The 14,526-nt window shown below is 62.5% G+C and carries 16 protein-coding genes and 1 pseudogene; 7 read left to right on the forward strand and 10 right to left on the reverse strand.

Going from position 1 to position 14,526, the window contains the following annotated elements:
* Position 1 precedes the first annotated feature (1 nt).
* The 7 genes from HZY77_RS09605 to HZY77_RS09635 form a co-directional block, all read right to left on the reverse strand.
* On the reverse strand, positions 2-847 hold the full coding sequence (locus tag HZY77_RS09605; protein ID WP_296814106.1) for an XrtA system polysaccharide deacetylase: 846 nt from the start codon (positions 845-847) through the stop codon (positions 2-4).
* The gene (wecB, locus tag HZY77_RS09610) at positions 847-1,968 is read right to left on the reverse strand and encodes a UDP-N-acetylglucosamine 2-epimerase (non-hydrolyzing) (RefSeq protein WP_296814108.1); all 1,122 of its coding nucleotides are present in this window, start codon (positions 1,966-1,968) and stop codon (positions 847-849) included. Before wecB ends, HZY77_RS09605 begins: the two co-directional genes overlap by 1 nt.
* 10 nt (positions 1,969-1,978) lie before the next feature.
* Positions 1,979-3,013, reverse strand: a complete 1,035-nt coding sequence (locus HZY77_RS09615) for an XrtA/PEP-CTERM system-associated ATPase (RefSeq protein ID WP_296814110.1) — start codon at positions 3,011-3,013, stop codon at positions 1,979-1,981.
* Between the two features lie 72 nt (positions 3,014-3,085).
* The gene (locus HZY77_RS09620; RefSeq protein ID WP_296814112.1) at positions 3,086-4,603 is read right to left on the reverse strand and encodes a TIGR03016 family PEP-CTERM system-associated outer membrane protein; all 1,518 of its coding nucleotides are present in this window, start codon (positions 4,601-4,603) and stop codon (positions 3,086-3,088) included.
* 67 nt (positions 4,604-4,670) lie between these two features.
* Entirely contained in the window at positions 4,671-5,603 is a 933-nt protein-coding gene (locus HZY77_RS09625) for an XrtA-associated tyrosine autokinase (protein WP_296814114.1), read from the reverse strand.
* A gap of 8 nt (positions 5,604-5,611) precedes the next feature.
* Positions 5,612-7,147, reverse strand: coding sequence for an XrtA system polysaccharide chain length determinant (locus HZY77_RS09630; protein WP_296630947.1), 1,536 nt, complete (start codon positions 7,145-7,147; stop codon positions 5,612-5,614).
* A 51-nt stretch (positions 7,148-7,198) separates the two neighbouring features.
* Positions 7,199-7,822, reverse strand: coding sequence for an XrtA/PEP-CTERM system exopolysaccharide export protein (locus HZY77_RS09635; RefSeq protein WP_296814116.1), 624 nt, complete (start codon positions 7,820-7,822; stop codon positions 7,199-7,201).
* Between the two features lie 211 nt (positions 7,823-8,033).
* On the opposite strand from HZY77_RS09635, the gene HZY77_RS09640 reads away from it, so the two are divergent.
* The 7 genes and pseudogenes from HZY77_RS09640 to HZY77_RS17800 all read left to right on the forward strand — a co-directional run bounded on the left by HZY77_RS09640 (position 8,034) and on the right by HZY77_RS17800 (position 12,031).
* A complete protein-coding gene (locus HZY77_RS09640; RefSeq protein WP_296814118.1) occupies positions 8,034-8,414 on the forward strand; it encodes a nucleotide pyrophosphohydrolase in 381 nt (126 codons plus the stop codon).
* A pseudogene (locus HZY77_RS09645) lies at positions 8,407-8,722 on the forward strand ((2Fe-2S) ferredoxin domain-containing protein). The gene HZY77_RS09640 and the pseudogene HZY77_RS09645 overlap by 8 nt, the downstream one beginning before the upstream one ends.
* A 22-nt stretch (positions 8,723-8,744) precedes the next feature.
* Complete coding sequence (locus HZY77_RS09650; RefSeq protein WP_296814120.1) at positions 8,745-8,960, forward strand: hypothetical protein; 216 nt, start codon at positions 8,745-8,747, stop codon at positions 8,958-8,960.
* Positions 8,930-9,346 (forward strand): hypothetical protein, encoded by a 417-nt coding sequence (locus HZY77_RS09655; protein ID WP_296814121.1) that lies wholly within the window; start codon positions 8,930-8,932, stop codon positions 9,344-9,346. Before HZY77_RS09650 ends, HZY77_RS09655 begins: the two co-directional genes overlap by 31 nt.
* The gene (locus HZY77_RS09660) at positions 9,340-10,245 is read left to right on the forward strand and encodes an ATP-binding cassette domain-containing protein (protein WP_296814122.1); all 906 of its coding nucleotides are present in this window, start codon (positions 9,340-9,342) and stop codon (positions 10,243-10,245) included. The genes HZY77_RS09655 and HZY77_RS09660 overlap by 7 nt, the downstream gene beginning before the upstream one ends.
* 4 nt (positions 10,246-10,249) lie before the next feature.
* Positions 10,250-11,035: an ABC transporter permease gene (locus HZY77_RS09665; protein ID WP_296814123.1), complete on the forward strand. Its 786-nt coding sequence runs from the start codon at positions 10,250-10,252 to the stop codon at positions 11,033-11,035.
* A 939-nt stretch (positions 11,036-11,974) separates the two neighbouring features.
* Entirely contained in the window at positions 11,975-12,031 is a 57-nt protein-coding gene (locus tag HZY77_RS17800) for a hypothetical protein (protein ID WP_363154623.1), read from the forward strand.
* A 14-nt stretch (positions 12,032-12,045) separates the two neighbouring features.
* On the opposite strand, the gene lipA is transcribed toward HZY77_RS17800, so the two are convergent.
* From lipA to HZY77_RS09680, 3 genes are all read right to left on the reverse strand, one after another.
* Positions 12,046-12,972 carry a lipoyl synthase gene (lipA, locus tag HZY77_RS09670; protein WP_296814124.1) on the reverse strand — a complete coding sequence of 309 codons (927 nt, stop codon included), beginning with the start codon at positions 12,970-12,972 and terminating at the stop codon, positions 12,046-12,048.
* Positions 12,973-13,063: 91 nt separating this feature from the next.
* Positions 13,064-13,372: a non-heme iron oxygenase ferredoxin subunit gene (locus tag HZY77_RS09675; protein ID WP_296814126.1), complete on the reverse strand. Its 309-nt coding sequence runs from the start codon at positions 13,370-13,372 to the stop codon at positions 13,064-13,066.
* Entirely contained in the window at positions 13,372-14,487 is a 1,116-nt protein-coding gene (locus HZY77_RS09680; RefSeq protein ID WP_296814127.1) for an anthranilate phosphoribosyltransferase, read from the reverse strand. Before HZY77_RS09680 ends, HZY77_RS09675 begins: the two co-directional genes overlap by 1 nt.
* Between the last annotated feature and the right edge of the window lie 39 nt (positions 14,488-14,526).

Consider the following 14,526-nt stretch of genomic DNA (forward strand, 5'->3'; position numbering starts at 1 on the left):
TTCAATGTTTTGACAGGAACACGCGGTCGACGCGGTCCCATTCGAAATCGGTGAGCAACTGGCGCAGCCTACCCGGCATGCGTTGCAGATTGACGTAATGGCGGAAGCGCGTCCTGGCCGACAGGCCGGACTGACGCGGCTGTCCGGCGTCGATCTCCCACGGGTGGAAATAGAACATGCAGGGCGCGCAATCCTCCGTGTTGACGCGATTCAGCATCCAGCGCGACATCGAATACGGCAACAGGCGGAACCAGCCACCACCCGCTGCAGGCCAGTTGCGCCCCATCAGCGGCACCGTGGTGGGCGGCAGTTCGAGGATGCCGGCTTCGCCATTGGGGCGATGCGGGAAACGCGGCGCGTCGGGCATGCCGTAATGGTCGTGGCGTACCGGATAGATGCTCGAGCTGTATACGTATCCTGCGTTTTCAAGTTCCTCGACCGCCCACCAGTTCTTCCGGTTGATGGAGAAACTCGGCGCACGGTAGCCGCGGATGGCGACGCTACCGAGGTCTTCGAGAATATGCTTGGCCCGGGTGATGTCGGCGCGAAATTGCTCAGGGGTCAGGTCGCTCGCGCGCTGGTGGCCGTAGCCGTGACTGGCGAGTTCGTGGCCGTTGTCGACGATACGGCGCACCACCTGCGGGTAGCGCTCGGCGATCCAGCCGAGCGTGAAGAACGTCGCCTTGGCATTCGTCTCATCGAGCAGGCCGAGGATCAGGTCGACATTACGCTCGACCCGACATGGCAGCGTGTCCCAGTCTTCGCGCCGGATATGCGGGGCGAATGCCGACACTTGGAAATAATCCTCGACATCGATCGACATCGCGTTTTTGATGCGTTCGGCCATTACACGATCCTCGTGCCCGCCATGGCATGAACCCCTTTCGGCATGGGCAGCCAGTCCTTCAGCTTGTACGCAATGCGCATCGCCGCGCGGCCATCCCAGTATTCGGGGATGCGGCCGGCCTTGCCGCCGCCCGCCATCACCTCGGCGAACGCGCGACGGATGGCCTCGGGATGCGGGCCGACCAGCGTGTTGGTTCCTTCGTCGAGCGTGATCGGTCGCTCAGTGTTCTCGCGCAACGTGAGACACGGCACGCCCAGCGCCGTGGTTTCCTCCTGGATGCCGCCGGAATCGGTCAGCACCAACTTAGCGTCGCGCATCAAGCCGAGCATTTCCAGGTAGCCCACGGGCGGCAGGATGTGCAGGCCGTCGAGCTTGGCGGTAAAGCCGAATTTCTCGATGTTGCCGCGCGTGCGCGGATGCAGCGGCATCACCACCGGCAAAGTACGGTTGATTTCGCCGACCACATCCAGCAGCGCGGCGAGCGTCGGCGCATCGTCCACATTGGACGGCCGGTGCAACGTCAGCACCGCATACTGCGGCAGCGTGGCGCCCAGGGTCCGGGCGCTCGGCACAGCCTGTTCGAGGTTGCGATGCAGGGTGTCGATCATCACGTTGCCGACGAACTCGACGCGCGCGGGATCGATCCCCTCGCGCTGCAGGTTGGCCAGTGCGCTGCGCTCGGTGGTGAACAACAGATCGGAAATCTGGTCGGTCAATACGCGGTTGATTTCTTCCGGCATGCTGCGGTCGTAGCTGCGCAGGCCGGCCTCGACATGGATCACGCGCACGCCGCGCTTGGCGGCCACCAGCGCACACGCGATGGTGGAATTGACGTCGCCCACCACGAGCACGGCCTGCGGCCGCACNNGCTCGAGCACGGGTTCGAAGCGCTTCATCACTTCAGCCGTTTGCACCGCATGGCTGCCCGAACCCACTTCCAGATGATGGTCGGGCCGCGGAATGCCCAGGTCGGCGAAAANACTGTCGCTCATCGCCGCGTCGTAGTGCTGGCCGGTATGCAGCAACTGCGCGGCAATGCCGGTCTCGGCCAGGGCGGCCATCACCGGAGCGATTTTCATGAAATTGGGACGCGCACCTGCGACGCATAAAACCTGGGTCATGGCTGGGTCGTCAGTGCGTGGTATCGGGGCTGTCCGGCGAGGCATCGCCGTCTGCCGCCGCGTGGCGTTCGCTCACCGTGTACAGGATTTTGCGCACGATGGGCAGGATGCGGTTGACCGAACGTTCCACCTGATCGATGCGTTGCGCCAGACGGGCGCTATCTTCGTTATTCAGTAGCCCGACTGCCTGTGCATGGTTATTGACACCCGTTGTGCCATTGAAGTCCTGGTGTGCGACCTCGTTCTTCAGATCGGCGATCACCTCGGCCACCTCGGCTTCGCCAAAATGATTTTTCTCTTCGAGAAAGCCGAACAGCAACAGGCGATCGCAAGTGGTATTGAGGCGTCGCGGAATGCCGCCGGTAAAACGGTGCAATTCGGCGAAGGCCTCATCATCGAATCCCGGCGTGCCATGCCAGCCGACCGTACGCAGGCGGTGCTCGATGTAGCCGCGCGTCTCGTCGGCATCGAGCGGCCCCAGATGGTAGGAGGCCACCACGCGCTGGCGCAGCTGCTGCATGTCCGGGCTTTGCAGAATGCCGCGGAATTCGGGCTGCCCCAGCAGGAAGGTCTGGATCAGCGAACGTTCGCTGGTCTGGAAATTGGACAGCATGCGCAGCTCTTCCACAGCGCGCGGCGTCAGGTTCTGCGCCTCGTCCACCACCAGCAGCGCGCGCTTGCCCTGACGCGCGGCCGCGGCGAGAAAATCCTCCAGATTCTTCAGCAGTGCGGATTTGGTCAGGCCTTCGTGCTCCAGGCCGAACGACGCGGCCACGCTACGCAAGGTGTCCTCCGCATCCAGCTGGGTCGACACCAGCTGCGCCGCCACCAGATTGTGGGACTCGAGCTGACGGAACAGGTTACGTACCAGCGTGGTCTTGCCGGCACCGACCTCGCCGGTGATGACGATGAATCCCTCGCCCAGCGACAGGCCGTAATCCAGGTAGGCCATCGCCCGCTTGTGGCCCTTGGAGCCGAAGAAAAATCGCGGATCGGGATTGAGCTGGAACGGTTTGGCGCTAAAGCGGTAATAGTCTTCGTACATGGACAATCCGTTGTCTGAGTGGAGGCACGGCGCACTGGATAAAGCAACCGCTGTGCCATGCCGGCGGATCGGTCAGAAGCGCATGTTGACCGACGCCGTGAGGCTGTTTTCGTCGTAGTCGGCGTTCGCCACGTTCGAACTCCGTTGGGTGTGGCGGAAAGTCAACGCGCCATTGAGTCTGTCAGTGAAACGGCGGTTGAGTCCAAGACTAAGACTCATAAGATCATCCTGTCGCGCGACGCCATTCGTTAATGAACTATCCAGACTCGTACGGGTGAGCGACAGAATGCTGTTGGCCGTTACTGTCTCTGACAAGCGATAACTGACAGACCCTGTTACACCTTGAATATGGTCTTGGGCGTTGCCAAATAACTGATACAGCCGCTTCGTATCTTGCGCTGAGAGGCCGAATCCCAGTTTGCCGATATCCCATGACACTCCCGTTGTAAAACTTTTGATAATGAAAACACCATTGGCAATTGAAGTAGGAAATCCTAGTTCCACCAGATCTGCTGCTGAATAGCCATAAAGTCTTTGGAACACTTCCGCAATCAGCCCAGCAGGATATGGGCCTTCACAACCCAGCGGAGGCGATTGTGCAATGTCGGAGGCTGGAGNGAAGTGCGGAGCTGCCGCGCACACAAAGTACAACTGCCCGCTCTGTTCCAGAAGCTGTTGTGAAATATCACTCACATCTTCAGAATAGCGCACTCGCCATTGCGTGAGCCGCGTGCGGTGGTTGGCGGCCAGGCTGAACGTGCGACCGAAATAGCGCTCACCGGCCGACGCCTCGACGCTCGTGCGGCGCGTGGGTGACCAGCCGAAGCCAGCACTGTAGAAGGAACCGCTCGTGCCACTGCTGCTCAGGTAATCGTTCGAATCATGACCGACCGTGCCGAACACCCGGAACTGGCGCGTCAAGGCATAGCCGGCGGTTGCACTGGCACTTTCAAATGTGACGTCGGTATTATTAGCCGTGTTAAGGGCATTGCGGTTCTGCACCTTGCGAATCGAGTAATTGAGCCNCCAGCTGAGATCGGTGAAACGAGTGCCGCTTTTCAGGCTGGCCGCAAGCGAATTCGAATTGGCATTGGGCGCGACGTTGTTCTGGAAAATCGCTCCGCTGGCCGTGTAACGTACCTGCGCGAAAGCGAAGGTCCCCAGCCGCTGCTGGATGTAGGGGCTGATCGAGTAGGTGCCAACGGTGGTCCGGTTGCTGTTGTTGGTGGTGGCGTCGGCAGGCGACCCCAGCAGCGAAATCAACTGCTGCGAGATATTGGCACTGCCGTCGATGAACAGGAAATCCTTGACCAGTTCGGCTTTTCCGACCGCGTTGAGGTTGTGATAGAAGTTGTCGCTCTGGTCGCCACCGAAACGCTTCACGCCCGTCAGGCCGTATTGCAGACTGGCCTGCACCCGGCGCGATCCTTCCGAGCGCAGCGTGAAGCCGGGCGTCGCGGTGAGGATCAAGGCATCCTGCGTATTGCTTGAGCTCTGCTTGACGTTGTCGGTGTAAGTGGACGATGCATTCACATATGGCTCGAAGCGCCAGTCGATGGCGTGAGCGGCCGGCGCGAAGGCCAGCGCCATGAGGACGCCACACGCACCGGTACGGCGAATCGCTTTGTTCCGCCCGACAGGAGCGCCGGGGCGGCGCTTACTTGCCGTAACTGCCATAGTAGCCATAGTAGTAGTCTGCGCCCGGGGTCGGCGTGGTCTTGTTCAGCAACATGCCGACGACCTCGCACGATTGGATATGGCTCAAGGCTTCGCGTATCGCCTCCTGCGAGGTTTTCTCGGCTTCCACCACCATGACGATCTGGCCCATGTGTGTGGCGAGTACGCTCGACTCGCTGGTCGCCAGCAACGGCGGCGAATCGAACAGGATGATACGGTCGGGGTACCGGTTGCCGATGTCCTCGATGAGACGCGTCATGGCTGCGCTCGCCAGCAGCTCGGTCGCGCGCTTGTAGGTGCGGCCGGCCGGCAGCACGGTCAGCTTGGCGATGTCGGTCTTGATCAGCACGTCGGACAATTTGAGATCCTTGTCCTGCAGCACATCGAGCAGACCCTTGTCCGCATGGATGCCGAGGTACTCGGGTACGCGCGGCTTGGCGGCGTCGGCGTCGATCAGCAGTACGGTGCGATCCATCTCCATCGCCATCGAGATCGCCAGGTTGATGGCGCAGAAGCTCTTGCCCTCGCCCGGCAGTGAACTGGTGACCATGATGAGGTTGCCGTTCTTGACGCGCGCAGTGCCCTGGCCAAACGCATTGGCGATGAGCGGCCGCTTGATGATACGAAACTCTTCGGCGATCTGGCTCTTTTCCGCGTCCGGTGCGACCACGCCCATGCGATGCAGGCGCGCCAGGTTGATCGACTGCACCTGGCTTCCGCCTTCCATCGCAAGGGTATCCGGCGCATTGAATATCGGCTCGACCGGCGTGGCAACGAAGGGCGCCGCATGGCTGCTGCGTTGCTTGTTGAGCGCATTTTCGATCAGGCTGGCGTCGTGGCCGGGATCGCTCTGGGNGGCGGGATGCGGCGCGCCCGTGCCAATCTTGCCTGCTGCTTNTTCAATAATGCTCATGGTTTCTCCTAGCCGGCGCGCGACACGAGCAGTTGCAGGACCATCACCGCGCCATAGGCGGCAATCAGGCTACCCAGTGCTGCCAGATACGTCAGCAGGCCTTTGCGTTTGCGGCGACGGGTTTCGTCGGTCTCCACCCTGGACACGGCGCCCAGCAGCGGCAAACCGGTCAGTTCGCGCAGGACACGGCGATCGGTCACGGTACGGCGCAGCTGGCTCAACAGGAAGGCTACGGCAATGCCGGCACCGAGTCCGCCCAGCGTCACCAGCGAAAGCAGCAGCGGGCGGTTCGGCCACGCCGGCTGACTCGGCACGAAGGGCGGATCGATCACGCGGAAATCGACGGTGTCGGTCTTGCTCTCGACTTCGCCGGACATGGTGACCGATTCGCGGCGTTTGAGCAGGGCATCGTAGTTCTGCCGATACACGTCGTAATCGCGCATCAGCTGGGTATATTCCTGTTCTACCTGCGGGATCATGTTGGACGCGTTGCGCAACTCGGCATAACGGCGTTGATATTCCGCCACGCGTGCACGTAGGGAAGACACATTGGCATCCGCTTCGGCGATGGAAAGCGTGAGCTGCTGATAGACCGGATTCTGAATCTTGGAGCCCGACGGGTCGGCCTTGTGCTTCGCCAGATCGGCTTTCTTCTCCGCCTCCAGTTTTTCGATCAGGCGCTTGGTCGCCTGGACATCGGGATGCAGGTCGGTGTATTGCAGGCGCATTTGATCCATCTGCTTTTGCAAAGCCTGGATGCGGTCATCGATTTCGCTGTTGGTCGCGCCCGCCGCTGCCGCTGCGGTCAACTCAGGTTCCTCGTCCGACAACTGGCGTTTCAGCTGGTCGCGGCGGTTGATCGCTTCCTGCTGGTCCAGCTGGGCCTGCCGCAACTGGGTGCTCACCTCGGCCAGCTTCGCGTAATAGTCGCCGCCTTGCCCCGGCATCATGCCGATATGCTTCTGCTTGAATTCCTTGAGCGCGTTTTCGGCATCGGTCAGCTTCTGCTGATACTGCTGCAGCTGCTCTTCGATGAAGCGCTGCGAACTGGAAATATCCTGGCGCGTCTTGCCGAGACTGGATTCCACGAAAATGGTCAGCAACGACTGCACGACCTTCTTGGCCAGTTCGCCGTTGGCATCCTGGTAGCTGATGGTATAGAGATTCTCGCGCCCCGCATCGGCGATGGAAATCTTGCTCGCCAGGTCGTTCAACATCCGTTCGGTCTGTTCGGACGTTTTCGCCTTGACGTCCAGATCGGTCATGCGCGCAACTTTTTCCAGCGTCGGCCGGCTCACCAGCTGGCGCGTCATCAGCTTGATCTGCTGCTCGACATTAGGCTCCGCCGCCAGCCCTGACAGCAGCGGCTTCAACAGGGTTTGCGTATCCACATAGACGCGCGCTGACGCCTGGTAGCGGTCCGGGATCATCATCACCCAGGTCCAGCCGACGACGCATACCAGCCAGGCTATCGCCACGCCCCACCAGCGACGATACCAGGCGGCTTTGGCATAGCCAAAAAGTTGCTGCAACAATTGATCCATGTGGACGTTCCGCCATCAAGAAGCGCCGCCCAACGGCGGCGCAGACACGTTTTAGAACAGGCTTTCCGGCACGACCAGCACGTCACCCGGCCGCATGTCGACGTTGGCCGACGTATCGCCGCCGCGCAGCAGGTCGTCAAGTCGCACGCCGAGACGTTCCTGCTTGCCGTCCACAGTACGCAGGATGTAGGCCTTGTTGCCCGCCGCGAAATCGGTCAGTCCGCCCACCGAGATCATCAGATCGATCAGGCTCATATGCTCGCGGTAGTTCAGCGCCTGCGGTTTGGCCGCCTCGCCCACGACACGGATCTGCTGATCGAACGGACCGATGCCGCCCGAGACGATGACGGTGACGATGGGTTCCTGGATGTATTTGCCGAGCGCTTTCTCGATATCGCGCGCCAGCTGGGTGGNGGTCTTGCCGGAGGCCTGGATATCCTCGACCAGATTCATGGTCATCTTGCCGTCAGGGCGGACCGGGAAGGTTCCGGAGACTTCGGGGTTGCGCCAGACGAAGACCTGGACCGAATCGCCCGGGCCGATCAGGTAATTCCAGTTGTAGCTTCCCGTCTGCGCAGGGGCGGGCGGATAGGTCGGCGTGCTGGAGCAGCCTGCCATGGCAGCGACGGCCAGCATGACGCCAGCACGTGCAAGATGCTTCTTGATCGTAAACATATCCATCCTCCCTTATATGCCGTTAATCCGCTGGCATTATGCCAGAGCGAACTAGAAAACTGGTGTCAACGCAAAGACTGCTAGCAAGCCGCAGGCCAAATCGGAATTTCCTCGAAATCCCCACCACGCCGCGATTTACACGTCACCCGCCATGACTGGAGCGTCGGCCACTCGACAGCGATGTCGTAAGTCTGTCGTCTGCCGCGCTATTATGCCAATCATGAGCACGCGTGAAATCGACAGCCTAGACACTCTGCGCCAGCATATTCGCGATTTCGCGCTGGCACGCGCATGGGAGCGTTACCATACNCCCAAGAATCTGGCCATGGCGCTTTCCGTGGAGGCGGCGGAACTGCTCGAGCCTTTCCAGTGGCTAACGGCAGAACAGAGCGGACAGTTGAGTCCGGAACAGCACGAAGCGGTACGTCAGGAAATCGCCGACGTACTGATCTACCTGACCCGGCTGGCCGACCTGCTGGACATCGACCTGCTCGACGCCGCAGCCGACAAGCTGGCGATCAACGCAGCCAAATACCCCATCGACAAGGCGCACGGCAACGCGCGCAAATATTCGGACTTCTCGGATGACTGACCCGTATTACAAGTATCACGTTTTTCTGCACCAACCAGCGCGACGACGGCGCCAAGTGCTGCGGCGCATCCGGCGGGCAGCAGATGCGCGACTACCTGAAGAAAAAGGTCAAGCACACTCATCTCAATGGCGAGGGCAAGTGCCGTATCAACAGCGCCGGCTGTCTCGACCGCTGCGACGAGGGTCCGCTGCTGGTCGTGTACCCCGAAGGCGTCTGGTATACCTATGTGGACGAAGCCGATATCGACGAAATATTCGAGGTCCACCTCAAGCAGGGGCGTATTGTCGAGCGCTTGCAATTGAAGTGACGCGGCCGAGCGGAACGGCCACATGAAGCGTTACAAGCTGCGTATCCCGGTATCCGTAGGCAAGCTGGAAACCGTGATCGACGACCCCGAAACCGAACGCCGCGGCCTGCTGCTGGTCGCCCACCCGCACCCCTTGCATGGCGGTAGCCTCGACAACAAGGTGGTGACGACCTGGCCAAGGCGGCCAACGAGGCCGGCTGGATCAGCGTGCGTCCGAATTTCCGCGGCGTCGGCATGAGCGACGGCGAATTCGACGCCGGCGTCGGTGAAACCGAGGACCTGCTCGCGGTCGCCCGCTTCGTCGAAGCCAGCTACCCCGGCCTGCCATGGGCATTGGCCGGTTTCTCGTTCGGCGCCTTCGTGCAGCATCGGCTGCGCCAGGAACTCCATGCAAAACGCCTGATCCTGGTCGCCCCGGCGGTCACCATGTACGAATTCGATCCGGTTCCACCCGACACGATTGTGATTTTTGGCGATGCCGACGAACTCATCCCGCCCACCGCGATCAGGCTGTGGGCCGAGCAGCAGCAGCTTGCGGTAAAAGCCATCCCCGACGCCGGGCATTTCTTCCATGGCAAGCTGAAGGAACTGAAGCAGGCGTTTCTGGAGGCCTGTCCATGCTGAAGGTACGCGGCCTGACNAANAAATATGGCGATATCGAAGTGGTGCGCGGCCTCGACCTGACTGTGCGGCGCGGCGAGTGTTTCGGCCTGCTCGGGCCCAACGGCGCCGGCAAGACCACCACGCTGCGCCTGCTGCTGGGCCTGATCGAGCCGGATGGCGGCAGCATCGAGCTGGCCGGCATTGCAGTCCCTCAGCGCGCGCGCGAGGCCCGCATGAAAGTCGGTGTGGTGCCGCAGATGGACAACCTCGACCCGGACTTTTCGGTACGCGAGAACCTGCTCGCCTACGGCCGTTATTTCGGCATGAGCAAGGCCGCCGTCACGGCACGCGTGCCGGAATTGCTCGATTTCGCCGGCCTCGCCAGCAAGGCCGACGCGCAGATCGCCCAACTGTCAGGCGGGATGAAACGGCGCCTCACGCTCGCCCGCGCGCTGGTGCACAACCCCGACATCCTGTTTCTCGACGAGCCCACCACCGGACTCGACCCGCAGGCGCGCCACCTCATCTGGCAGGGCCTGCGGCGGCTGATCAACGCCGGCAAGACCATCGTGCTGACCACACATTTCATGGACGAGGCCGAACGCCTCACCGACCGTCTCGCCATCCTCGACCACGGCCGTGTCGTCGCCGAAGGCGCGCCGCGCGCGCTGATCGAAACGCATATCGAGCCGGCAGTGGTCGAAGTGTTCGGCGAAGGCCTGGCCGATTGGACCGGCCAGCACGCGACCGATCTGTGCCAGCGCTTCGAGACCGTCGGCGAAACGCTGTTCTGCTACACCAGTACGCCCGACATCGTGATCGACGCGCTCAGGCACGCCCCGGCCTTGCGCTACCTGCACCGTCCGTCGAACCTGGAGGACGTGTTCCTCAAGCTCACCGGACGCGACTTGAGGGATTGAGCGCATGAATCCTTTATTCCGCCTTCCCCGTCTGTCGGCACGCTTCATTCCGGTATGGCAGCGCAACTACCTCGTGTGGAAGAAGCTCGCCATCCCGTCCATCCTCGGCAACCTGGCCGACCCCATGCTGTACATGCTCGGATTGGGCTACGGCCTTGGCAGCCTGCTGCCTGACGTCGGCGGCATGCCCTACCTGACTTTCCTCGCTGCCGGTACCGTGGCCTACAGCACGATGAACGCAGCCACCTTCGAGGTGCTGTATTCGAGCTTCTCGCGCATGCACGTACAGCGCACCTGGGATGCGATCCTCAATGCGCCGATGACGCTCGACGACGTGATGCTGGGCGAACTGACCTGGGCCGCCTCCAAAAGCCTGCTCTCCGGCGTGGCGATCCTGGCGGTGATCTGGGGACTGGGGCTCTACGGAAACTTCTGGATGACGCTGTGGATCGTCCCCGTCGTCGCCCTGGTCGGCTTCTGCTTCGGCGGCATGGGATTGGTGATGAACGCGGTGTCGCCCAGCTACGACTTCTTTCTGTATTACTTCACGCTGGTGATCACGCCGATGGTGCTCTTGTGCGGGGTGTTCTTCCCTGTGTCGCAGCTGCCCGCGGCTGTGCAAGGCGTATCCGCCTGGCTGCCGCTCACCCACGCCATCGACCTCGCACGACCGCTGGTCGTCGGCACCCTGCCCAACAACATCGCGCTGCACGTGATCGCGCTGCTGGTTTACGGCAGCCTCGGTTACATCGTCGCGCTGGCGCTCACCCGCAGACGGCTCCTGAAATAAGCGGGTGTCGAAGCGCCGACGATCGCGTCGGCCCATGGACGCAACAGGCAATTGGAAAACGGCATGCCGCCCGGCTCGACGCGGGTTACGGTCCATTTGACCCCTGGTACGGGAATTGCGAAGTCATTCGCAATTCCTCCCCAGATCTTCGCCATGTCCCGCACACCNTCCGCTTCACGCGCCCGCACCCGTCGTATCGGTCTGCTTGGTCTGCTGCTCGCCACGGCACTCACGCCGGCCGGCATTCTGATAGGCACGGTCACCGCCGCTGCCCTGGTTGGNGGGCTGGCACTCCATCTGGACCACGCCAGGCCCACGTCGCCTGCCGTCGTCACATCTCACTTTGTCGCGAAGCAGCGCCTGCATCCGCTCGCCATCGAACACAANGGNGAAACCCTCTCGCTTGTCATGGCCGAGAGCGAGTTTGCGGACGGCGGCAACCTGGACCCATTCATCCTCACCGGGCCGTCACCCGGCAATCCTGCCGGCAACGAGGCGGCGCCTGATCATATGGAACACGGCATGCCGGGCCCGGACCGCGCGCCGGGCGGCAAACCTGGCAGCGCGCGTCCTTTGACGCCGTCGCATCCACCATCGGGCGAGCCCGCCGGCATCCCGCCCGGCGACGGATCTTTCTTTCCTGCAGGGAAGCCGCAAGGCAGCCCCGCCATCCCGCCCCCGGCAAACGGCCCCTCCACCTCACCTCCAGGCGGCCCGCACTCACCCGAGCATAACGGTCCGACCGGAGGACCCGGTGCACCCTGGTCTCCGACATCGCCCGACGATGCACCAGGCGGTAATATGCCGCCGAGCCCGTTCCCCGCAGCCGGCCCCGGTTCGTGGGCGCCGCCCCAGACGGACACGCCCCTCGGCCCGCCGTCAGGCCAGCAAGCAGCCACTCAGCCTCATGCCGTACCGGAACCGTCGATGATGGGATTGATGGCGCTCGGTATCGCCGCCCTGCTCTGGATGGGGCGCCGTCGGACGAGGCCGTAGGGGACAGCCGGGTTCTAGACGCCTGCCGCCTGCTGGTCGGCGTGGTAACTCGAGCGCACCATCGGCCCGCAGGCGGCGTGTTTGAAGCCCATTGCCAGTGCTTCCTGCTCGAACTGGGCGAAGCGTTCGGGAGTGACGAAACGCAGCACGGGCAGATGATGCTGCGAAGGCTGCAGATACTGGCCCAGCGTCAGCATGTCCACATCATGTGCACGCAGATCGCGCATCACCTGTAGGATCTCGTCGTCGTCCTCTCCCAGCCCCAGCATGAGGCCGGATTTGGTCGGGATGTCCGGATGGCGCGCCTTGAAATCCCGGAGCAGTTTCAGCGAGTGCGCATAATCCGCACCAGGACGCGCCGCCTTGTACAGGCGCGGCACGGTTTCCAGATTGTGGTTCATCACGTCGGGCGGGGCGGTGGCGAGCATGTCGAGCGCCTTGTCGAGCCGTCCGCGGAAATCGGNGGTCAGGATTTCGATCCGCGTCGACGGCGAAGACTCACGCACGGCAGCGATGCACTGCGCAAAATGTTCGGCGCCGCCATCGCGCAAATCGTCGCGGTCGACACTGGTGATCACTACGTATTTCAATGCCATCAGTGCAATCGTATCGGCCAGATGGCGCGGTTCGTCGACGTCCGGCGGCAGCGGCGTGCCATGGCCGACGTCACAGAAGGGGCAGCGCCGCGTGCACAGGTCGCCGAGAATCATGAAGGTGGCGGTGCCATGGCCGAAGCATTCGCCCAGGTTGGGGCACGAGGCTTCTTCGCACACCGTGTGCAGCTTCGCTTCGCGCAGGATGCCCTTCAGCCGGGCCACGTTCGGCACGTTGGGCGACTTGGCGCGGATCCAGGACGGCAGCCGCATCCTGGGTTGCGGCACGATCTTGATCGGGATGCGCGCGGTCTTGGCTGCGCCTTTGTGCTGGAGAGGGTCTGCCATGGTCTGAACATACCGGGAAATGCAATTCCCGGATTCTAGCCTATGCGCCCAACAACCCTGACCCTGTCGGCTGTATGGTATGCATCACAGCCTAGGCTTTCACCCAGACTTGGCCGGCTTCTATTTTCACCGGATAGGTGCGGATCGGCTCGTCTGCGGGGTCGCAGGTGGGCTGGCCGGTGGTGAGGTCGAAATAGCTGCCGTGCAGCGAGCACTTGATCTTGCCGTCCTTGATGCAGCCCAGGTACAGCGAGTAGTCCTCGTGGCTGCACATCTCGTCGACGACGTAGTGGGTGCCGCCGGCATTGCACAGTAGCAGCCGCTTGCCATCGACGAGGATGCGCTTCATCTCGGCAGGCTTGAGCTCGTCGGCAGCGGCGATGGCAACGTATTCGCCCATCACTTGACCCGTGCGACGGCCTTGCCGGAATCCAGCACGGCGCGAATCTGCGCGGCCGCGGCGGCCACGCTGGCGGCCTTGCCGACGTGATGCAGGACAATCGAACCAGCCAGCACCAGCGAATCATAGGTCGCACCCTTGTCGCCCTTGAGCGCCAGGATGCCCGCTTCGGCAGCAGCGTGCGCGGTGGCCTTGATGTCGATCGCGGCGACGATCTCGTCCTCGCCCGCTTCGGTGGCGACCGCGCCGGGCAGTGGCACCGCGCGTACCGGCTGAGCGATGCCGAGCGCCACCGGATCGACCGTCGCTTCGATTTCGGCACCCCGATCGTGATAGTGGAAATACTTGCCAGCCTGGCGCAGCGACGGGATCACGCCGCCTTCGACGCCGCGCACGATACAGGCCGTGTCGAAGCCGGCCTCACGCGCGAGGTCGGCATACACCGGCGGATAAGGCTTGTGTACGTAGCCTGTGACGAAATGGGTCAGCTTGCGGCCCTCTATGGGCTTGGACAGCACTTCCACCGTCGTCAGTACCTGGCGCTTGATCATCTGCGCACGGAGCGTGGTGAGGTTGTGCAGACCGGGATTGGATTGCGCCTGGTCGATGTAGGTCCAGCCGAGGGTGGGATCGGCCAGCCGCGCGGCGGCCTCCGCCGGCGTCAGGTTGACCGGCACGCCCGCGGCTTCCAGCACGTGGCGCGCCGTCACGCCGTACTTGGGCCCGACCTTGTCGAGGCCATGACTGACGACGTGCACGCCGAATTCAGCCAGCAAGGGGCCCAGGAAAGGCGCGGCAGGCAGGCAGCGGTTGTAGCCGTCATAGGGATCGCCGATGTCGACCACTTCGTCGACCTCCGCCGTGACGCGGCGGGTGGTTTCGAGCACGGCGTCGAGCACGCCGCGGTTTTCGTCCATCGTCTCGCGTTTCATGCGCAGGGCGATGAAATAGATGCCGACCTGAATCGGGTCGATCACGTTGTCGATGATGGCCTTGGTGCCCAGATGCGCCTCGGTGCGGCTGATGTTCTTGGACAGGTCCGGACCGGTGGCGATGCGCTGGATGATCGAGCGCATCAGGAGTTTAGGGTCGGACGGCAGCGTGTCGGTGCTCATGAATAACTCCATTAGAAGTTATAAGAATACTTATAACCA

The organism is Thiobacillus sp. (genome assembly GCF_013693775.1).
Lineage (GTDB): Bacteria > Pseudomonadota > Gammaproteobacteria > Burkholderiales > Thiobacillaceae > Thiobacillus.

Coding starts and splice junctions, on each gene's coding strand:
- HZY77_RS09605 (WP_296814106.1), bottom strand. CDS start 847: ATGGCCGAACGCATCAAAAACGCGATGTCGATCGATGTCGAGGATTAT.
- HZY77_RS09615 (WP_296814110.1), bottom strand. CDS start 3,013: ATGTACGAAGACTATTACCGCTTTAGCGCCAAACCGTTCCAGCTCAAT.
- HZY77_RS09630 (WP_296630947.1), bottom strand. CDS start 7,147: ATGGATCAATTGTTGCAGCAACTTTTTGGCTATGCCAAAGCCGCCTGG.
- HZY77_RS09650 (WP_296814120.1), top strand. CDS start 8,745: ATGAAGCGTTACAAGCTGCGTATCCCGGTATCCGTAGGCAAGCTGGAA.
- HZY77_RS09665 (WP_296814123.1), top strand. CDS start 10,250: ATGAATCCTTTATTCCGCCTTCCCCGTCTGTCGGCACGCTTCATTCCG.
- HZY77_RS09675 (WP_296814126.1), bottom strand. CDS start 13,372: ATGGGCGAATACGTTGCCATCGCCGCTGCCGACGAGCTCAAGCCTGCC.
- HZY77_RS09680 (WP_296814127.1), bottom strand. CDS start 14,487: ATGAGCACCGACACGCTGCCGTCCGACCCTAAACTCCTGATGCGCTCG.